This is a genomic window from Burkholderia sp. WTPI3, from assembly GCF_021483755.1.
Lineage (GTDB): Bacteria > Pseudomonadota > Gammaproteobacteria > Burkholderiales > Burkholderiaceae > Burkholderia.
This window is the reverse complement of record NZ_JAGIXF010000011.1, coordinates 1-18906: the sequence shown is the minus strand read 5'-3', so window position 1 is coordinate 18906 and position 18906 is coordinate 1. Positions and strand designations below refer to the sequence as shown.

Below are 18906 nucleotides of genomic sequence, written 5' to 3'. Positions count from 1 at the left end.
CCGCTTCACACAGGCCGCCATCGCCGGCGCGAAACACGCAGGCGTACCCGCCACTCGCGTTGCACGGTCGGCAGACGGCGGTTGGGGATGGGACTTCTTCGAGAGACCGAACTTGATACAGACACAGCAAACTGCTGGCGGAGAATGATGCGTGGACGCCGCCCCCTTGCAGTTCTGACGACTTTTTTATTACCAAAATTTACGACATGACAAAAATAGGCGGTGCTGCGCCGCGTTGTCAAAGATCATTCCGACATTAAAAATTCTCTTATGATGCAAACGGCGGCCAGTGTATTGAATTTGAAAGAAAAACGATTGTTCGAATCAGATACGTCATATCCGAGCCATTCGCCGGGATTCACGTGCTTTCCTGCCCGCTGCGCGATGCGTTGCGAGCCTTGACGCCACATGGACATGTGCATCGAATCGCACCGTCTTTCTTTCATTTTAATTATCGCAATTCGATTGGCGCGGCACGGCGAATAAAATTCATCGCCATCCACAAAATACCGATTCGAATAATTCACCGAATCGAAATGCGGAATTATTTACATGTAATCCGAATAAATCGGCCGTCCGGTCCGGACGGCACCGATATGCAATGCGCGCGGTATTGCAATGGAAAAGCCGTCATTCGTTCCGCGCATTCCGGATCGCACTCGGGCAATCGCGCGTCGGACACGTGAAGCGTGGGGAGAGGCGCCGCGCGAGCGGCAGTGCGCGGCGCCGGCCATGCCGGCTATCTGCTCGTGACGGCGACACGCCGAATGTGCTGAATTCCGCCGAGCGTCTATGGACGCATCAGGACGCGCTCGATCGCGCGTCGGCCTGCAGCACCTGCTGCACGGCCGGCCGTGCCCTCACCCGCTCGTACCACCCGCGCAGGTTCGCATGCCGGCTCAGGTCGATGTCCGCGTTGTACACCGAGCGCATCCAGTCGGCCTTGCCCCAGCCCGTCAGCGCGAACAGATACGCATCGGCGATCGTAAACGTCTCGCCCGTGAGGTACGGGCTGCCGTCGAGTTGCCGGTCGATCCACGCGAAGCGGCCGTCGAGTTTCTGCCGCGCCGGCTCGACGTATTGCCCTGCCTGCACGGCATACAGCAGCGGAATGAAACCCTTGTGGATTTCGGTGCCGAGGAAGTTCAGCCATTCCATCAGCCGGTAGCGGGCGAGCGTGCCGTACGCGGGCGCGAGCCCTGCTTCCGGGCGTCGATCCGCGAGATACTGCGCAATCACCGGGCCTTCGCGCAGCATCGTGCCGTCGTCGAGTTCGAGCAACGGCACGTAGCCGAGTGCGTTGACGTCGTAGTAGTCGCGGCCGTCGTCGATCCGATGCTTGCGCGCATCGACCGTGACGATCCGCGCATCGAGATCCGCTTCGCGCAGCACGATGCGAATCGCCTGCGAACAGCTGCCGGGAGCGTGGTAGAGCTTCATGCGTTTCCTTCGTTGGAGGTTCGTATCTCGATTCGCCGCGACGCGGGCGCTAATATCTCGCATCGACGCAGCAATGAGAAGACGGCAGTCGTTTGTGCCGTAGTCACAAAAAAGTTACCGACCAGGGTCAGCAGCATGAAAACGAGTGCGACAGGATGTTCCGTGGAAGAAGCGATGCGCATGCTCGGCGGTCGCTGGCGGCTGCTGCTCGTGTCGTACCTGCTCGACGGGCCGAAGCGCTTCAGCGACCTGCGCCGCGACATGCCGGGCATCTCGCAGCGGATGCTGACGCTCGATCTGCGCGCGCTCGAAGACGCCGGCTTCGTGCGGCGCACCGTGTATCCGGAAGTGCCGGTGCGCGTCGAGTACGATCTGACCGCGGGCGGCGACCGGCTGCGGCCCGTCGTCGAAGTCATGCGCGAATTCGGGCTGTGGCTGAAGGCGCGCGATGCGCAATGCGATGCGCGCGCGACGCCCGACGCGATCGAAGCCGAAGCCGGCCAGTCCCGATAACCCCCACGCCTGGAGACACATCATGGAACTACACGCCACCGTCGGCGCGGCCACGTCCGACATCGACGACGATGAAAGCTGCGCGAACATCTATTGCCACGACGCGCGGCAAGACTATTGCTTCTCGTTGCTACGCTTTCCGGAGGAGGCATCGATCGAGGTGATGGTGCACGACCAGCTCACCGCGCACGTGAAGGATCTGGCGGTACGCCTGACGGGCGACACGATCGAAGTCGAGCTCGACGAACGCACCGCCGCGCGTCTGGACGGCAATACCCGTTACGTGATCCATCTCGCGCCGGGCGAGCACGACCCCGTCGTGCTGCGTGCCGCGCTGAAGGAAATCTTCGACGGCAAGAGCGGGTATCGCGACGACAGCGCAAGCGCGTAAGCCCGCCATTCCCTCCACGCGTCGGCACGCCGTTCATGACACCCATCTCGCGAATCCAACCGTTTCTCCGCCGCTGCGCGCTGCTGGTCGCGTGCTGCGCGTCGATTGCCGCCGCGCATGCGGCCAAACCGCTGCTCACGTTCAAGGTCGACGACATCGTCACGGCCCGCGTCGAACGTGCGGATGGCACACGCGTCACGATCCGCTTCCTGCCGAGCGGGAAAACACAGACGCTCGACGTCGGCGTAACCGACGAGGAAGGCCATTACCGGCTCGCGTCGGACGACTACAACTTCGACGGCCACCGCGATCTCGCCGCGCACGCGCTGCTCGGGATGGTCAACGAGAGCTACGGCATCTTTCTGTACGACGCCGCACGCCAGCAGTTCGAGCCGCTGAAAATGCCGGCGGCCGACATGCCGCACGGCAACTGCGACGATCTGATCAACATCCAGGCGAAACCGAAGGAGCGCACGCTGTACAGCTCATGCCGCGGCGGCCCGATCTGGTACACCGATGCGTATCGTTTCGACGGCAATGGCCGGATGTATCTCTATCAGGCAAGCGAAGCGATTCCCGACGACCTTCGCGACCTGCTCGACGGCGACTCGGGCCCGTCGTCAATGCTGCTGACCTACGACGAGCACGGCAAGCGCGTCTCGCGCCGCCCCGAAGCGTACGGCGGCGGCAAGATCACGTTCAAGGTGCGCCCGGCGCGCCTGCCGCTGCACGACGTGATGAACGATGCGCCGACGCGCCGCTACGTCGTCGCGGGCGATACGCTGGAACTGGTCGATGCGAGTGCCGATTTCCAGTGGCTGAAGGTGCTGTACCGCAATCCGCGCGGCGGCACGACGCAGGGGTGGGTCGCGGCGAAGGAAGCGACCCGCTAGTTTTCCGGACAGGTCCGGACGAGGCCATCGCCAAAGGTATTCAGGGATCTTCCATGTGGGCTGCATCTTCGCCAACGAAGTGGTGCGTCTGCGTCGCCACCATCGCAATTGCTGCGAGCGCATTCGCCGGCACCGACGCGCCTGCGTCGGTCAGGCTATCCAGCGGGCACGAACTGCAACAGGACGGAAAACGCCTGGTGGAGATCGATGCCGCGCATCACCGCACGACCATCGTTCGCTTGCCAGCGGCACTGCGTCGGGCCGTCGCGTCGGCGTCGAGCATCGGCTTCCCGTCGGCGAGCTCGAAAGTCGTCGACGGCAAGGAGTTCGTCCTGATCGTCGTCAATCAATCGTCGAGCGACAACCCGACGGGTTACTGCGGCGCCGGCGAGGAAGGCACGCTGTACACGCTTCAGGTCAGCGGTAACGTCGCGACCTCGCGCTACGCGATGCCGGTGCAAAGCTGCCTGCACGACATATCGCTCGACACCGACGTGAACAACCGGTCGCCCTATCGCGCGATCGAGTGGCGCGACGATCCGCCGGGTTTCAGAATTGCGTGGACCTACATCGGCCACGCGGGCCCCGTGACCCGCGAATACCGCTACGACGGCACCACGTTCGTCGAACGCGGCAAGTAGCGCGCGGCAGTCCGGATCGCAAAATCCGGCGCTTTCGCACAGCTTTCCCACATATTGAGCGCGATGAATCCCATTAATAGGGATACCTGTTCAAATGTTGACGCACCTCGCTCCACGGCTCTAACGTTCGCCCCAATGCCATTGGATACGGCCGCCCCGCCGCGCGGGTGCAGGCCGACACAGAACAGAGGAGACGACCGTGGCCCAATCCGCGTCACGCACCCACGCCAACCCGCCGGAGCAGCCGCGCACGCGCGGCGACACCGCCCGCGATTCCGCCGCCCGCACGGCCGCGGCCGCTTCTACCGTGCCGCCGAGCCGCAAGCGCCTGCTGATCCTGATCCTGCTGTTCGTCACGGTCGTGATCAACTATCTCGACCGCAGCAACCTGTCGATCGCCGCGCCCGCACTGTTCAAGGAACTGAACATCGATCCGGTTCGCGCGGGCCTCGTGTTCTCCGCGTTCGGCTGGACCTATGCATTGATGCAGATCCCCGGCGGCTGGCTCGTCGACAAGGTGTCGCCGCGCGTGCTGTATGCCGGCGCGCTCGCCCTGTGGTCGGCCGCGACGCTGTTGCTCGGCTTCGCCGGTTCGTTCGTCGGACTGATCGTGTTGCGTCTCGCGGTGGGCGCGCTCGAAGCGCCGGCCTACCCGATCAACAACCGCGTGGTGACGACGTGGTTCCCGACCCGCGAGCGCGCCAGCGCGATCGGCGGCTATACGTCCGGGCAGTTCGTCGGCCTCGCATTCCTCACGCCCGTGCTCGCGTGGCTGCAGGTGCATCTCGGCTGGCACATGGTGTTCGTCGCGACGGGCGTCGCGGGCATCGTGTGGGCCGCGATCTGGTATGCGGTGTATCGCGAGCCGCGCGCGTTTCGCGGCGTCAACGCAGCCGAGATCGCACTAATCCGCGACGGCGGCGGCCTCGTCGATCTCGAGGACCGCATCGCCGCGCGCAGCGAACGCACGCCGTCGACGTGGCGCGACCTCGGCGTCGTGCTCGGGCGTCGCAAGCTGTGGGGCATCTATCTCGGACAGTTCGCGCTGAACTCGACGCTGTGGTTCTTCCTCACGTGGTTCCCGACCTACCTCGTGAAGTATCGCGGGATGGACTTCATCAAGTCGGGCTTTCTCGCGTCGCTGCCGTTTCTCGCCGCGTTCGTCGGCGTGCTGTGCTCGGGCCTGCTGTCGGACTGGCTGATGCGCCGCGGCGCATCGCAGGGCTTCGCGCGCAAGCTGCCGATCATCTCGGGGCTGCTGATCTCGACCTGCATCATCGGTGCGAACTACGTGAGCTCGACCGGCTGGGTAATCGCGTTCATGACGATCGCGTTCTTCGGCAACGGCTTCGCGTCGATCACATGGTCGCTCGTGTCGGGGCTCGCGCCCGCGCGGCTGCTCGGCCTCACGGGCGGCATGTTCAACCTGATCGGCAACCTGTCCGCGATCGCGACGCCGATCGTGATCGGGCTGCTCGTCGACGGCGCCGACTTCTCGCGCGCGATCACCTACATCGCCGCGATGGCGCTCGCCGGCAGCCTGTCGTACGGGCTGCTGGTCGGCAAGGTCGAGCGCATCGACGCCTGAGTGCAAACCGGCGCGGCACGCGCGTGCCGCACCGGTTTGCCCGCCATCCTCGAATCAGAACCGCAGGAACCCGTCGCGCGCAAGGTCGTGCGGATTGCCCGCCGCGTAGTCGAGCGCGCATGCGTCGGTATCGATGCCGACCGTCAGCAGCGTTTCCCAGCGTTCGGTGTCCGGCATCGACAGGTCCGGATGGAAGCACACCACCGCCTGGTCGCCGGCCGCGCCGCACATCGCCGACGCACGCTCGCGCACGTCGGCGCTCGTCATCCCCGTCACGACGTCGTTCAGGTGCGCGAAACGCTCGCGCGTCGTCGAGCTGTCCGGCATGCATTCGCCGCCGCTCAACGCACGATCGAGAAAGTGGTTCGTATGCAGCAGCCAGCCGTCCGGACGCGGCACGACCACACCGACGCCCGACGGGCTCAGCTCGATGCTCGCCGCACGCGGATGCCCGTCCTGTCGCGTGAACACCGTCAGCACCGTCGACGCGCTCACGTGCGCGCTGCGGGCGAGGTCGATCGCGTCCCGTACCGTCGTCGCTTCTTCGAGCATGCGCCGCGCGATCGCGTGCACCGGCACGCCCGCACTGTCGTTATCGCTCGCGTGGTGCAGGATGTTGAAGTGCAGCCCCAGCCCCGCGCTGTTCACGCCGAGCTTCGCGAGCATCCCGAATTCGGAGAACAGCTTCACGGTGCGGCCGTGCTGCGTGCCGAACTGCATCAGCAAACCTTGCGGCGCGAGGCTGTCGTGCCAGTCCCATGTCTGCAGCGTACGCGGCGCGTCGGGGCCGGCCGGTGCGTAGACGGTCGTCGAGCATTCGCCTTCGGCCGATGCAGGCGCCGTGGCGAGAATCTCGGTGCGCGCGTTCAGGCACGCGAGTTGCCAGCGCGGCAGGTCGACGCCGTCCGCGATCGCATCGATCTCGTCGGCCAGCGCGGGGCACCATGCCCGGAGCGACGCGAGGCTCGCCTCGCCGATCGCCCGCGCGCGCCGCGGCTCGATGCCGAGCTTCGGAAAGAACGCGAGGTAGCGCGCGACCGTCTCGCGAATCTCCGCCGCGAACTGCTCGCCGATGCGGCGGCCGCGCTCGCGCGGATCGGTGAGGTCGGTCGCGAAAGTGTGCAGCTTCAAGATGAATTCTCCTGGGTTGAATGGGATCCGGGCACATCCGGCCCGGACCGGGTTGCCTCGCGCGGCGACGGCAAGCGATGGCAGGCGATGGCCGCGATCAGAACGCGTAGATGAACTGCATCCCGGCCAGGTCGTTGCTGCGCCCGTAGGTGCCGTTGCTCCTCAGGAACACCGGATGGTTCGCCGCGTCGTGGCGATACTCGACCTTCACGGTGATTTGCTGCGTCGGATAGAACAGCAGGTCGGCCGTGATCGCATAGCGCTGCGCGCCCTTGCACTCGGTGCCGTTCGTCGCCGAGCCCTGGAAGCACGACGGATCGATGCCGAAGCCGCTCGACCCATTCACCGACGGATTGCCGCCCGCGAGCCCGTACTGGATATTCGTGCCGCCGCCGCCGTTTGCCGTGTTGTTCAGGTAGTCGAAGCGCAGCGTCGCGCCCATCCGGCCGACCCACGCCGATGTCCACTTCGTATGGCCGAGCAGCGACATCCCGTACCAGCGCGCGGTGCCGCCGTTCCAGGCGCCCTTCTGCAGCTCGCCGTAGTCGACCTGCGCGTTGATCTGCGTCTTGTCGTGCGTATAGGTCATGTCGGCTTCCACGTACTTGTAGAAACCCGTCGGCGACGATCCGTTGCACTGGTAGCCGTAGCCGCCCGCATCCGCGCACGGCGAGAACAGCGACTGCCGTCCGAGCATGCCGGAAATCCCGAAGTCGAATGCGGTCGACGTCGCGTTGTCGAAGCGCGCGGTGAGGGTCGGCGTCCAGTTGGTCTTGGTCGTGTTGTTCGCCGCGTTCGCGATCGCGCCGGCCGTGCGCAGCACCTCGTTGCCGACGATCACCTGCCAGAAGCGCGTCATCGCGTCGTTCGAGCCCTTCAGCCCGATGCCGACCAGGTTGCCCGGTTCGCTGAAGTCGTACAGCAAACCATGCGTGAGCGTGAGCATCTGGTTCGACGGCTGCACTTCGTAGCCGGCGAGGCTCGTCATCATCCCGGCCTCGAAGGTCTTCGTCGTGCCGAGCGGCACGTTGACCTGCGCCTGCGTGACGATGTTGTTGCCGATGCCGCCGTGCGCGTTGCTGAACACGTTGCCGAAGCCGCGGTTCGGCTGGATCACGATCTCCGCCGACGGCGCCATCGGGCCGACGCCAAAGGTCTTCTTGATGTCGAGGTAGACGTCGCCGATCGTGCTGTTGAAGTAGTCGTACGCGCCCGGATCGTGGTTCAGGAACTGGAACCCGGACGTGCGCTGCGCGCGGTTGAACAGGTACACCGGATCGACGTAGCCGGTGACGCTCAGGCCCGCGAGCGGGCCGGTCGTCGCGGCCTCCTGCAGCGAGTCGACCTTCAGCGACGCGTTCGCGATCTGCTCGCGCATCTGCTGCAGGTCGTCGTTCGTGAACGCGGGCGCGGAATCCGCTGCCGGGGTGGCGGCCGCTGCCGTGTCGATCGTGCCGATCGGCGCGCCGCCTGCCGATGCCGACCCTGCGGTTGCCGGCGCCTTCGACGCGAGCATGCTCGCGCGCAGCTCGCTCACCTGCTGCTGCAGCGCGGCGACCTGCGCCTGCAGCGCCTTCATCTTGCCGGAGTCGGTCGCGTCGCGCGGCGTGTGTGCAAATGCCGATGCCGCTTCGAACGCGAGCAGGCACAGCACCGTCATGTGTTTGATTTTCATGTCGTGTGGGAATCGTCGGGACGAGCGCGCCCCCGCCCGCCGCGAAGGGCGGCGGGACGCGCGCAAACGAAAACGGGGAACGGGGCCGGCTTACTCGGTCTTCAGCTTGGTCCAGAGCCGGTTCTGCAGGCGCATCAGCTCGGGTGGAACCGGCTTGCTGAGGCTCAGCTTGCGGATCACGTCGGCCGGCGGGAACACGGCCGGATCGCTCGTCACTTCCGCGCGCACGAGATGCTTCGACGACGGTACCGCGGACGGATACGACGTGTCGTTGGTCAGGTTCGCGCTCTCCTTCTCCGACAGCACGAAGTTGACGAACTTCTGCGCGGCGTCCGGGTGCGGTGCGTCCTTCGGGATCGCCATCATGTCGAACCACATCGCGCTGCCTTCGCTCGGGATCACGTACTTGATGTGATACGGCTTCTTCGCGGCCGCCGCGGCGATGCGCGCGGAGTTCACGTCGCCCGACCAGCCGAGCGCGAGACAGATGTCGCCGCCCGCGAGATCGTTGATGTAGCTCGTCGAGTTGAACTGGGTGATGTACGGCCGCACCGTCTTGAGCAGCTCGTACGCGGCCTGGTAGTCGGCCGGGTTCGTCGTGTTCGGATCCTTCTTCAGATAGACGAACGCCATCCCGAACGCGTCGACCGGCGAATCGATCACCGACACGCCGCAGCTTTTCAGCTTGCTCGCGTACTTCGGATCGAACAGCAGCGACCAGCTGTCGAGCGGCGCGTCGTTGCCGAGCACGGCCTTCACCTTCTCGACGTTCATCCCGAGCCCGTCGGTGCCCCACGTCCACGGAATGCCGTACTGGTTGCCCGGATCGTCCTTCGACAGCACCTTCATGATTTCGGGATCGAGCAGCCCGTAGTTCGGCACCTGGGCCTTGTCGATCTTCCGATAGATGCCGGCCTGCAACTGCCGCGCCCAGAAGATGTCGGACGGCACGACGACGTCGTAGCCCGACGTGCCCGACAGCAGCTTCGCCTGCAGCGTCTCGTTCGAATCGAACTCCTGGTAGACGACCTTGATGCCGGTCGCCTTCTCGAAGTTCGCGACCGTCTGCTTGCCGATCGAGTTGCCCCAGTTGTACACGTTGACGACATCCGCCGCGTGCGCGGACGGCGCCCCGAACCACGCAAGCCCGCCGAGCGCGAGCGCCGCGCATGCCGTTCGCAGCGTGTTGTTCCAGTCTCCTGCCATGTTTTCCTCCGTCGATATCGTGGTCCGTTCGTCGCGAACGGTGTTTCGTTCGGTCAGGAAAATGTAGCCAGAGGAAATTGGCCGGTCTGCCCTGCCAACAGGGGGACACGCTACACAATCGGCATGCGGCGCAAGCGGTTTGAAAGCGATTCCGTCACCGCTTCGCCGCCACCTCGCCGCCGCTTCCGCCCCCGCTCAGTGAGCGACGATGCCCGTGCGCGCGCCGAAATCCTCGCCCACGTGCGTCACGCCGCCGCCCATCATCGTCAGCGCGACGTCGATGCGACCGATGTCGTACTGGCCGACCTCGAACAGGTCGCTCTCGAGCACGACCAGATCCGCGCGCTTGCCGGGCGTCAGCGAACCGACCTCGTGCTCCATCCCGAGCTGGTACGCGCCGTGGATCGTGTACGCGGCGATCAGTTGCGGAATGCTCAGGCGCTCGGCAATGTCCGGGAACACCGGCGCATCGGGCTCGCCCGCGAGCTGGCGCGTGTGGCCCGATTCGATGTGTTCGAGCGGCTTGTGCTGGCAGCGGCACTGGCACGCGAGGCCGTCCATCCCGATCGACACCGTCACGCCCGCCTCGACGAACGTGCGGAACTTGTACATGTTGCTCCAGCGCTCGTGGCCGTAGTGATCGCGCAACTGCTCGGTGTATGCGTCGACCACGCCCCATTGCAGCTGCGTATTCGCCATCACGCCCGCGCGGCGGAAGCGCGGAATGTCGTCCGGATGCGTGAGGAACGCGTGCGTGATCACGTGGCGGCGATCGCGCGGCGGGTTGTCCCGGTTGACCGTTTCGAAGCCCTCCAGCGCCATCCGCACGGCCGCGTCGCCCACGCAGTGGACCATCACGTTCGCGTTCGCGCGATCGGCTTCGACGAGGTAGCGGTTGAACGTGTCGGCCGGCATCGTCGGCGCACCGCAGGTGTCGGGACGGTCCGCGTACGGCTCCAGCAGATACGCGGTGTGGTTCGCCTCGGTGCCGTCGAGGAACAACTTCAGCGCGCGCGCCTTCACGAGCGGCGAATCGTATTGCTCGCGATATTTCACCAACGTGCCGACCGGATCGTCGATCTCGCCGATCACCGCGACGCTGCCGACCACGCGCAGCTTCAGGTCGCCCGCGCGCTCCATCGTCTGCAGCGTCTCGTACAGCAGCGACTGGTCGCCGCTCGCATCGAAGAAGCCCGCATCGAACACGGTCGTCACACCGGCCGCGCACAGCTTCTTCTGCCACGGCGGAATCGACTTCAGGTACAGGTCGATGCCGGTCGGCAGCAGCCCGGCCGCACTGATCCGCTGCATCAGGATCGAATACGCGGCGCCGTCGACCACCAGCCCGGTCGGCTCGCCCGTCACCGCGTCCTTCTCGAACCAGCTCGCACCTTCCTGCACCGGTGGCGTCGACGCGTCGATGCCCGCGATCTCCAGCGCCTTCGAGTTCACCCACATCGAATGGAAGTCGGTCGACAGCAGGCACACCGGGCGATCCGCGCAGATCGCATCGAGCGTTTCCTTGCGCAGCAGTTCGGGCGAAATCGTCGCCTGCACCCAGCCCATCCCGGTGATCGCCGGCTCGTCCGGATGCGCTTCCACGTATGCGCGCAGCGCGCCGAGCACCTTCTGCGGATCCTCGTAGTTGACGAACGCCTGGAACGCGAACGCGGTCGTCTCGAAGTGCCAGTGCGATTCGACGAAGCCCGGCAGCACGAGCCGGCCGCCCGCATCGACGACTCGAGTCGTCGCGCCGACATGCGCCTGCACACCCGCGGTATCGCCGACGTAGACGATCCGGCCGTCACGCACCGCGACGGCCTGCGCCCACGGGCGGTGCGGATCGACGGTGTAGACCTTCGCGTGCGTCAGCACGAAATCCGCCGGCGCCGCGGCCGGGTGCATCGATTGATTCTGCATTGCCTGTCCTTTCCGGTTTTCGAAGTGCTTTCACTATAGGCAGACGATACGCACGGGTCTGCCCCCCCGGCGCCGGGGCTTGCGCGGAATCGGGCTGTGCGCGGCGGGTTGCTTGTCGTCAATGTGAGGACAACGCGCGACACGGGCCGCAAAATCCGGTGAATTCCCGGCAGACGCGCACGCGGGCTTCGCGTAACGTCGCGCTGTCATCCGCTCGACTCCGCCCACCATGCGACTTCTCCATCCCGATCCCGCCGCGCCAGGCCACTATCTGATCGGCGTGCGGCCCGGCTCGCTCGGCGCGACGCTGCGCGCGGTCGGCACACCCGATTTCATCGGCGCGATCACCGCGTTCGTGAACGACAGCATCGCGGCGGACGCCGTGCATCTCGAACGCTGGCGCGCCGACGCGGGCAGTGCGTCCGGTCACGTGGTCGAGTGGCTGGGCAGCGGCAGCACGCGCTATGCGGCGGACACGCTGCGCGTGATGGATGCGTACTACCAGGACTACTGCCACGTCGATCCGCTGTTCGCGCCGCTGCGCGGCAAGGCCGGCACGCTGCTCGTGCAGCGTCATATCGACGGGCTCGCGCAGGGCGACTTCCGCCGCCGGATCTTCGACGAGCCGCGCATCGCACAGGAATGCGTGCTGGTGCACGGCACCGCGCACATGCAGTACGCGCTCGGGCTCGCGCGCACCGACGGGCAGGCTGCGTTCACGACCGACGAACTGTTCCACTTCCGGCAGATGGTCGACCTGCTGTTCCCGATGTTCGAATTGCATGCGCGCTCATGCGCCGCGCGGCGGGTCGCGTCGATGTCGGCGAATGCGGTGTCGTATGCGGGTTTCGATGCGCGTCTCGAGCGGCAACAGGTGCAGCTGTCGCGCCGCGAGCACGAGATCTGCAAGCTGCTGCTGTGCGGACGTTCGGTGCCCGAGGCCGCGCAGCAGATCGACGTGAAGCTGTCGACCGCCGAGTCGTACGTGAAGCGCGCGTTCGCGAAGCTCGGCGTGCGCACGCGCCGCGAGCTGTTCGACTGGGTGATGGTGGACTGCTGACGCGAAGCGGCGCGAACGCCGCTCGCGCTAGGCGGCCAGCGCGACTGCCTTGATGTTGAACGCGCGCAGCAGGTCGTCGCAGAACGCATCGACGATCGGCTTGTCGCTCGCGCTGCGCTTCATCGCGAGATGCAGCGGCACGTCGAAGCTGAACGTCGAGCGGCCCACCGCCTTCACGAGCCCGCGCTGCTCGAACGGCTCCGCGTAATGCGCGGGCAGGTAGCCGAGGTGCCCACCCGACAGGATCAGGATCGTCGCGGCCTCGATGCTGTCCGCGCTCGCGGTCACGCGCCTCTCCGGCAGCGGATACTGCTCCTCCGGCACCGGATAGGTGCGCCATACCCAGTCGTGCGCCTGCAGATCGTCGGCCGACACCGGCCGCGACGCATGAAACAGCGGATGCCCGCGCCCGCAGTAGACCACCTGTTCCTCGGTAAACAGCGGCGTGTAGTCGAGCCCCGGCACGCGATGCCAGAAATACCCGATCGCAAGATCGAGCTGGTTGTTGACCAGACTTTCCTCGAGCTCCTGCGGCGACGCGACCTTCATCGCGAACGTGACGGCCTGGTCGCGCTTGCGGAACGCGCCGATCGCGTCGGCGAGGCGCGCATTCTCGACGAGCGGCGCCTGGCCGATCAGCCCGATCGACAGCGTGCCGACCAGCTTGCGGTCGATGTCGCGCACGCGCGCGACGAACTCGGAGGTCGCCGCGACCAGCGTACGCGCGGTCGCCGCGAAGCGCTCGCCCTTCGACGTCAGGCGAAAGCCGCCACGGCCGCGATCGCACAGCTTGAAGCCGACGCGCGCTTCGAGCGCGGACAGCTGCGTGCTGATGGTCGACTGCCGCACGCCGAGCGACGCCTCGGCAGCCGTGATGCCGCGTGCGTCGACGACGGCCAGAAAGACCCGGATGAGCCGGAGATCGAGATCGGTGGTATTCGAAAACATGCTTCAAGCCGCTGCGCATGCGCGCGTTGCCGGGCCGGCACGGCACGACGCGCATCGCGCGCCCCGCCGGCCGCCTTCGCCGATGAACCGAATCGGTCGCGCGCCGCCATCGGCAGCGACGCGCGCCGCGTCCGTCACTCGGGTGTCGCCGCGAGTGCGCGCTCCATGCCGAACACCGCGGGCCGCAGCCGCACGTAGCAGAGGAACGCCACCGCGCACAACACGATCGCCGCGATCAGCGCCGACTGCGTGCCGACGCGCTCGATCAGCGAGCCGCCCGCGACCGAGCCGACGCCGTAGCCGAGCGCGACACAGCCCGGCGACAACGCGGCCGACTTGCCGATCAGGTCGTACTGCGGGATCGTCGCGTAGATCAGCAGCGCGCCGCCCGTCCAGCAGCCGATGAACACGATCGCACCGAGCGTGAAGGTCGCAACCGACGCCGGCATTGCGAGCAGCACGGCGGCGACCGCGCAGCCGCCGAGATTCGCGAGCGTCCAGCGGCGCAGCCCCGCGCCGGCGCCGAGCTTCGGCATCGCCGCGCAGATCACGAGGCTCGCGACGTTCGCGACGCCGAGCACGAGCGAGACCGCCTTGCCGCTCAGGCCCGCATCGGTGCCGATCTTCTCGAGGAAGGTCCACACGACGCCCACGCCGCCGTACAGCGCGAGCTGCGCGCACAGCACCAGCATCGCGCCCTTGCGGTCGATGCCGCCGCTCGCGCCGTCCGGCATCGGCGCCGCCAGCGTCTCGCCGCGACGAAACAGCGGCGTCGCGAGCACGAACGCGCCGAGCACCGTCGCGACGAAACCGAACACGCCGTGCGCGCCCCACGTGTCGCTCAGCATCGGGAAGATGGTCGCAAGCAGCACCATGCTCCACAGCACCTGCCCCATCAGCATCATCCCGAGATTGCGCTCCGGCGCACGCGAATACGACAGGTAGCGCAGCGCGATGCCGTTCAGCCCGCCCGAGCCGACGCCCGCGACGAACTGCAGCGCCGAATACGCGACGAGCCCGTGCGTCGCGAGCGTGCCGAGGTTCGCGCCGGCCGCGAGCGCGACCGCCGCCGCGAGCACGAGCCGCACCGGCTGGCGGCCGAGCACGAACGCGACGAGCAGCGTGCCGGTCGATTCGCCGAGCACCTCGACGAAGCTCGACAGCCCGAGCGCCGCTTCACCGAAGCCCCAATGACGTTCGACCTGCCCGACGATCGCGGGCAGGCCGAGAAATACCGTCGGCCCGAGAATGCCGAGCAGCAGCATCACGACGACGAACAGCGCGCTTTCCTGTCGCGCTTCACCCTGCAGATTCACACCAGTCATTCCGTGTCTCTCTCCGTGTCCGCGGTGCGGACCGTCCCCTCGAGGGGTTGTTGTCGTGCGGCGGCCGGACCCGCGCCGCCGCGGCGCTTACATCGGGAAGCCCATCGCCTTGATGCCGTTGATCCACGCGCGCTTCCAGCCGCCCTCTTCATCTGCGCCGTCGAACGCATGAAACGTGATCTTCGCGGCGACCCAGCGCATCGGTTCGGGCGGGATGTAGCTCGGGCTCTGGTTCGCGATGTCGAGCTTGCGCTCGGGACTGTCGCGATCGAACAGGATGTTCAGGCCCATGAACGCGCCGAACCGGCTTGCCGCGACGCCGAAGCCCGTATAGCCGGCAACGAACACGGCCTTGTCGCCAAGATAGCGCTTCGCGAACACCGAGCCACGCGAGCAGTAGTCGATCGGGCCGCCCCACGCGTGCGAGAAACGCACGTCGCTCAGTTGCGGGAACGTGCGATAGAACGCTTCCGCGAGCCGGATGTAGGTTTCGCGCTGGCCGTCCTGATGCGGTTCGGGATCGCCGTCGAAGTGATAGCTGACCAGCCCGCCGAAAATGATGTTGTTGTGCTTCGTCAGCCGGAAATAGTTGAGCTGCGTGCGCGTGTCGTACACGCCCTGGCGATTCTTCCAGCCGATCCGCGCAAGCTGTTCGTCGGTGAGCGGCTCGGTCGCGAGCACGTGGTCGCGCACCTGCATCACGCGGCGGTTGATGTCGGGAATGCCGACCTTCGCGGTGCCGCTGCCGAACACGACGCGCGGTGCGCGCACGCTGCCCTTCGGCGTCTTCACGAATACCGTGCTGCCTTCGTCGGTCACGGTCGTGAGCGGCGTGTGCTCGTACAGCTTCACGCCGAGCGACAGCGCCGCGCGCTTGAGCCCCCACGCGAGCTTCGCCGGGTGCACGATGCCGCTGCGATTGCGCGACCACAGCGCGCCCGCGAACAGCGGCGAGTTCAGTTGCTCGAGCGTTTCCTCGCGGTTGAGCAGCACGACGTTGTGCCCGTACTCGCGATGCAGGTCGTAGTCGCCCTTCAGGTGCGCGATGTGCTCGGGGTCGACCGCCACGGTCATTTCGCCGTTCCACTCGATGTCGGCGTCGATGTCGTAGCGCTTCAGCGTTTCCTCGAAACCGTCGAGGTTGCGATGGCCGAATTCCTCGAGCTGCGCGATGTCGTTCGGGAACACCCGCACCGCGTTCGGCAGCCCGTGCATCACCGACGTCGAGATGATCCCGCCCGCGCGGCCCGATGCGCCGTGCGCGACCTTGCCGGCCTCGATCAGCACGACGTTCAGGTGCGGCATCTGTTCCTTCGCCTGCACGGCCGTCCACAGCCCGGTGAAGCCGCCGCCGACGATCAGCAGGTCGGCCGTCACGTCGCCGACGAGCGCCGGCTCGGTGGCCGGCGCGGCCGGGTTGTCGAGCCAGTACGGGAACAGCTTCGTATTCGCGAGCGCGTCGGCGGCGCTCAGTGCGACCGGTGCGCCGCCCGTGGCGTGCGCGTGAGCCGGTGCGGCTTGCGTTGCTTCGTTGACTTCCATTTCCATGATCCCAGGCATCCCACGTGAACGCGGCCCGCGCCTGTCATGCATGCGCGGCGTGCCGATTTCGCCGATTTCGCCGATTTCGCCGATTTCGCCGATTTCGCCGATAGCGACGATCGGCGCAGCGCCGTGCCGCGACGCGTTCCGCCGGAACGCGCGCAACGGACGTCGCTTGCGGTCGATCGAAAACACAACCGCCGCCGGACCCGCGTCAACCTGACGACGACGCCGCGGCGGCAGTTGCTCACATCACGACTTCTCGAGCAGCACGTAGAACTTCTTCGCGTCCTCGATCGTCTCCCAGCGTCCTGCGAAACCGGCCGGCAGCAGGTAGCCCTGGCCCGGCGTGAATTCCTTGCGGTTGCCTTCGACGTCGGTCAGCGCGATCCGGCCCTCGACCAGCCACACGGCTTCGTCGGCGGCGGTTTCCGGGAACTCCACCGAGCCGGCCTTGCCTTCCCACCAGCCGATCAGGTAGTTGCCGCTCTTGCCTTCGGCCGCGCGCCAGTCGCTTTCGTCCATCCCGAAGTCGAGCTTCGTGAATTCGCCAATGCCTGCGCCGAGCGGCAGGATGTCCTTGATCAATTTGGTCATCTGAATCTTTCGTCTCTTGATTGAAAAAAGCAGAGACAAAGTTACGCATTTACACTGCCCCGGTATGCCCCCCTTCGGGGGGGACAAGCCGCGTTTTCCGGGGCAGGCAAGGTCGCAGGACTCCGTACCGTATTTCTCCCTAATGACGTTTTCGTCGCCGAACGCTAAAATCGCCCCCGCTTTTCACCCGGGGAACCGCATGCTGCTCAACGTGAACCCCTTCCACCGCGACACCGACCGCTTCGACGTGTCGTTCAAGGCGCTGGGCGAGCTGATCGAGACGGTCGGCACCCCGCACTTCGTGCCGCGCCTCACGCAATTGCTGAACGAAGTGGTGCCGCTCGACGTCGCGCACGTCGAACGTTCGCGCGTCGACGGCTCGATGCCCACCGGCTACCGCTGCGAATGGATCGGCAGCAGCGGCATCGGCACCGAGGCCGCCGAAATCTCCGACGTGATGACGCTCTACTACGATCGTTTTCTCGACAGCGATCCGTTGTTCGCGGGGCTGCGCGGCAAGACGGGCACGATGCTGGTCGTGCGCGACATCGCGGCGATCCCGCCGGGCGAATTCCGCCAGCGGATCTATGACGACGTGCATATCGGCCACGAATGCGTGCTCGCGCGCGGCACCCGCTATGCGCAGCATTCGATCGCGCTGGAGCGCGGCCGCGACCGTCCGCCGTTCACGCTCGCCGAGATGAACCGCTTTCGCAGCATCAGCGACGTGCTGTTCCCGCTGCTCGAACTGCACGCGTCCACCACCGCCGCGCGGCGGGTCGCGCATCCGACGCCCGAAGTGCATCCGCTCGCGCAGTTCGATGCGCGGATCGCGGCCGACGACGTAAGGCTGTCCAAGCGCGAATACGAAACCTGCAAGCACCTGATCTCCGGCAAGACCGTGCCGGAAACCGCCGACATCCTCGGCGTGCGCGTCGCGACGGCCGAGTCGTACGTGAAGCGCGCGTTCCAGAAGCTCGGCGTGCGCACCAAGCGCGAGCTCGCCGCATGGGGCTCGGCCGTGCCGGCGTTCCCTCCCTCTGCTTCGCACCACGCCGCCACCGACGACGACGCGCCGCCCGCGATCGCCGGCTGATCGCTCGCGCCCCGTCGCTTACGGTTGCGCCGGGTCGATGCGGCAGCGCCGCTCGCATCGAGACCCGTCGATGTAAACGTTGCGACTTCAAAATCTTCGGGCCCGCGTTCTCCTCTACCATCGGCCGATCGTTTTTCACCGGAAAGAGGAGACGGCCCCATGCACCGCGAACTGAACCAACCGATGGGCGGCAACGAGATGCCGCGTTTTGGCGGCATCGCCACGATGATGCGCCTGCCACAGGCCGACACGACCGACGGCCTCGACGTGTGCTTCGTCGGCGTGCCGCTCGATCTCGGCACGTCGAACCGCTCGGGCTCGCGCTTCGGCCCGCGCCAGATCCGTACCGAATCCGTGCTGCTGCGCCCGTACAACATGGCCACCCGTGCCGCGCCGTTCGATTCGCTGCAGGTCGCCGACATCGGCGACGTCGCGACCAACCCGTACGACCTGAAGGATTCGGTGCGCCGCATCGAAGAGGCATACGACGAGATCGTCGCGAACGGCTGCCGGCCGATCACGCTCGGCGGCGACCACACGATCGCGTGGCCGATCCTGCGCGCGCTGCACCGGAAATACGGCAAGGTCGCCGTGGTGCACGTCGACGCGCACGCGGACGTCAACGACACGATGTTCGGCGAGAAGATCGCGCACGGCACGCCGTTCCGCCGCGCGGTGGAAGATGGCCTGCTGCAATGCGACAAGGTCACGCAGATCGGCCTGCGCGGCACCGGTTACCACGCGGAAGACTTCGACTGGTGCCGCCAGCAGGGCTTCACCGTCGTGCAGGCGGAGGAGTGCTGGAACCAGTCGCTCGCACCGCTGATGGCGCACGTGCGCGAACGCGTCGGCGACACGCCGGTGTATCTCAGCTTCGACATCGACGGCCTCGACCCGTCGTTCGCGCCCGGCACCGGCACGCCGGAAATCGCGGGCCTCA

Annotated in this window: 18 protein-coding genes; 8 read left to right on the top strand and 10 right to left on the bottom strand. The window is 66.4% G+C overall.

Annotation, left to right across the window (positions count from 1 at the left end; all coding sequences use genetic code 11):
• Positions 1-245: 245 nt before the first annotated feature.
• Both J7024_RS08365 and gstA read right to left on the bottom strand, forming a co-directional pair.
• The gene (locus J7024_RS08365) at positions 246-527 is read right to left on the bottom strand and encodes a hypothetical protein (RefSeq protein WP_175762328.1); all 282 of its coding nucleotides are present in this window, start codon (positions 525-527) and stop codon (positions 246-248) included.
• A 274-nt stretch (positions 528-801) separates the two neighbouring features.
• A complete protein-coding gene (gene gstA / locus J7024_RS08360) occupies positions 802-1440 on the bottom strand; it encodes a glutathione transferase GstA (protein ID WP_124830674.1) in 639 nt (212 codons plus the stop codon).
• Between the two features lie 135 nt (positions 1441-1575).
• Here gstA and J7024_RS08355 point away from each other — a divergent pair, with 135 nt between their 5' ends.
• The 5 genes from J7024_RS08355 to J7024_RS08335 all read left to right on the top strand — a co-directional run bounded on the left by J7024_RS08355 (position 1576) and on the right by J7024_RS08335 (position 5466).
• Positions 1576-1953, top strand: a complete 378-nt coding sequence (locus J7024_RS08355) for a winged helix-turn-helix transcriptional regulator (RefSeq protein WP_124830673.1) — start codon at positions 1576-1578, stop codon at positions 1951-1953.
• Between the two features lie 22 nt (positions 1954-1975).
• On the top strand, positions 1976-2344 hold the full coding sequence (locus J7024_RS08350; RefSeq protein WP_124830672.1) for a hypothetical protein: 369 nt from the start codon (positions 1976-1978) through the stop codon (positions 2342-2344).
• Between the two features lie 35 nt (positions 2345-2379).
• A complete protein-coding gene (locus J7024_RS08345) occupies positions 2380-3237 on the top strand; it encodes an XAC2610-related protein (protein WP_124830671.1) in 858 nt (285 codons plus the stop codon).
• Entirely contained in the window at positions 3207-3878 is a 672-nt protein-coding gene (locus tag J7024_RS08340; RefSeq protein WP_124830670.1) for a hypothetical protein, read from the top strand. Before J7024_RS08345 ends, J7024_RS08340 begins: the two co-directional genes overlap by 31 nt.
• A 199-nt stretch (positions 3879-4077) precedes the next feature.
• Complete coding sequence (locus tag J7024_RS08335) at positions 4078-5466, top strand: MFS transporter (protein ID WP_124830669.1); 1389 nt, start codon at positions 4078-4080, stop codon at positions 5464-5466.
• A gap of 54 nt (positions 5467-5520) precedes the next feature.
• On the opposite strand, the gene J7024_RS08330 is transcribed toward J7024_RS08335, so the two are convergent.
• The 4 genes from J7024_RS08330 to J7024_RS08315 all read right to left on the bottom strand — a co-directional run bounded on the left by J7024_RS08330 (position 5521) and on the right by J7024_RS08315 (position 11398).
• Positions 5521-6597 carry a C45 family autoproteolytic acyltransferase/hydolase gene (locus J7024_RS08330; protein ID WP_124830668.1) on the bottom strand — a complete coding sequence of 359 codons (1077 nt, stop codon included), beginning with the start codon at positions 6595-6597 and terminating at the stop codon, positions 5521-5523.
• 97 nt (positions 6598-6694) lie between these two features.
• Positions 6695-8272 carry a DUF3138 family protein gene (locus J7024_RS08325; RefSeq protein WP_124830667.1) on the bottom strand — a complete coding sequence of 526 codons (1578 nt, stop codon included), beginning with the start codon at positions 8270-8272 and terminating at the stop codon, positions 6695-6697.
• A gap of 90 nt (positions 8273-8362) precedes the next feature.
• Positions 8363-9478, bottom strand: coding sequence for a polyamine ABC transporter substrate-binding protein (locus tag J7024_RS08320; RefSeq protein ID WP_124830666.1), 1116 nt, complete (start codon positions 9476-9478; stop codon positions 8363-8365).
• 195 nt (positions 9479-9673) lie between these two features.
• Entirely contained in the window at positions 9674-11398 is a 1725-nt protein-coding gene (locus J7024_RS08315; RefSeq protein ID WP_124830665.1) for an amidohydrolase, read from the bottom strand.
• A gap of 229 nt (positions 11399-11627) precedes the next feature.
• Between J7024_RS08315 and J7024_RS08310 the strand changes: the two genes are divergently transcribed.
• The gene (locus tag J7024_RS08310; RefSeq protein ID WP_124830664.1) at positions 11628-12458 is read left to right on the top strand and encodes a helix-turn-helix transcriptional regulator; all 831 of its coding nucleotides are present in this window, start codon (positions 11628-11630) and stop codon (positions 12456-12458) included.
• A 27-nt stretch (positions 12459-12485) separates the two neighbouring features.
• Here the strand turns inward: J7024_RS08310 and J7024_RS08305 are convergent, their stop codons facing one another.
• The 4 genes from J7024_RS08305 to J7024_RS08290 all read right to left on the bottom strand — a co-directional run bounded on the left by J7024_RS08305 (position 12486) and on the right by J7024_RS08290 (position 16870).
• Entirely contained in the window at positions 12486-13406 is a 921-nt protein-coding gene (locus J7024_RS08305) for a LysR family transcriptional regulator (protein WP_124830663.1), read from the bottom strand.
• A 134-nt stretch (positions 13407-13540) separates the two neighbouring features.
• Entirely contained in the window at positions 13541-14731 is a 1191-nt protein-coding gene (locus J7024_RS08300; RefSeq protein WP_124830662.1) for an MFS transporter, read from the bottom strand.
• Positions 14732-14818: 87 nt separating this feature from the next.
• The gene (locus J7024_RS08295) at positions 14819-16279 is read right to left on the bottom strand and encodes an NAD(P)/FAD-dependent oxidoreductase (RefSeq protein ID WP_124830661.1); all 1461 of its coding nucleotides are present in this window, start codon (positions 16277-16279) and stop codon (positions 14819-14821) included.
• Positions 16280-16525: 246 nt separating this feature from the next.
• Complete coding sequence (locus J7024_RS08290; protein ID WP_121858102.1) at positions 16526-16870, bottom strand: cupin domain-containing protein; 345 nt, start codon at positions 16868-16870, stop codon at positions 16526-16528.
• A 199-nt stretch (positions 16871-17069) separates the two neighbouring features.
• On the opposite strand from J7024_RS08290, the gene J7024_RS08285 reads away from it, so the two are divergent.
• Positions 17070-17966: a helix-turn-helix transcriptional regulator gene (locus tag J7024_RS08285; protein WP_124830660.1), complete on the top strand. Its 897-nt coding sequence runs from the start codon at positions 17070-17072 to the stop codon at positions 17964-17966.
• Positions 17967-18125: 159 nt separating this feature from the next.
• A partial coding sequence (speB, locus tag J7024_RS08280) for an agmatinase (RefSeq protein ID WP_234744974.1) occupies positions 18126-18906 on the top strand: 781 nt, incomplete at its 3' end.

Bases quoted from the DNA above. Each gene is read 5' to 3' on its own strand.
- gstA (WP_124830674.1), bottom strand. From the start codon at position 1,440: ATGAAGCTCTACCACGCTCCCGGCAGCTGTTCGCAGGCGATTCGCATC.
- J7024_RS08355 (WP_124830673.1), top strand. From the start codon at position 1,576: ATGAAAACGAGTGCGACAGGATGTTCCGTGGAAGAAGCGATGCGCATG.
- J7024_RS08350 (WP_124830672.1), top strand. From the start codon at position 1,976: ATGGAACTACACGCCACCGTCGGCGCGGCCACGTCCGACATCGACGAC.
- J7024_RS08345 (WP_124830671.1), top strand. From the start codon at position 2,380: ATGACACCCATCTCGCGAATCCAACCGTTTCTCCGCCGCTGCGCGCTG.
- J7024_RS08325 (WP_124830667.1), bottom strand. From the start codon at position 8,272: ATGAAAATCAAACACATGACGGTGCTGTGCCTGCTCGCGTTCGAAGCG.
- J7024_RS08320 (WP_124830666.1), bottom strand. From the start codon at position 9,478: ATGGCAGGAGACTGGAACAACACGCTGCGAACGGCATGCGCGGCGCTC.
- J7024_RS08315 (WP_124830665.1), bottom strand. From the start codon at position 11,398: ATGCAGAATCAATCGATGCACCCGGCCGCGGCGCCGGCGGATTTCGTG.
- J7024_RS08310 (WP_124830664.1), top strand. From the start codon at position 11,628: ATGCGACTTCTCCATCCCGATCCCGCCGCGCCAGGCCACTATCTGATC.
- J7024_RS08305 (WP_124830663.1), bottom strand. From the start codon at position 13,406: ATGTTTTCGAATACCACCGATCTCGATCTCCGGCTCATCCGGGTCTTT.
- J7024_RS08300 (WP_124830662.1), bottom strand. From the start codon at position 14,731: ATGACTGGTGTGAATCTGCAGGGTGAAGCGCGACAGGAAAGCGCGCTG.
- J7024_RS08295 (WP_124830661.1), bottom strand. From the start codon at position 16,279: ATGGAAATGGAAGTCAACGAAGCAACGCAAGCCGCACCGGCTCACGCG.
- J7024_RS08290 (WP_121858102.1), bottom strand. From the start codon at position 16,870: ATGACCAAATTGATCAAGGACATCCTGCCGCTCGGCGCAGGCATTGGC.
- J7024_RS08285 (WP_124830660.1), top strand. From the start codon at position 17,070: ATGCTGCTCAACGTGAACCCCTTCCACCGCGACACCGACCGCTTCGAC.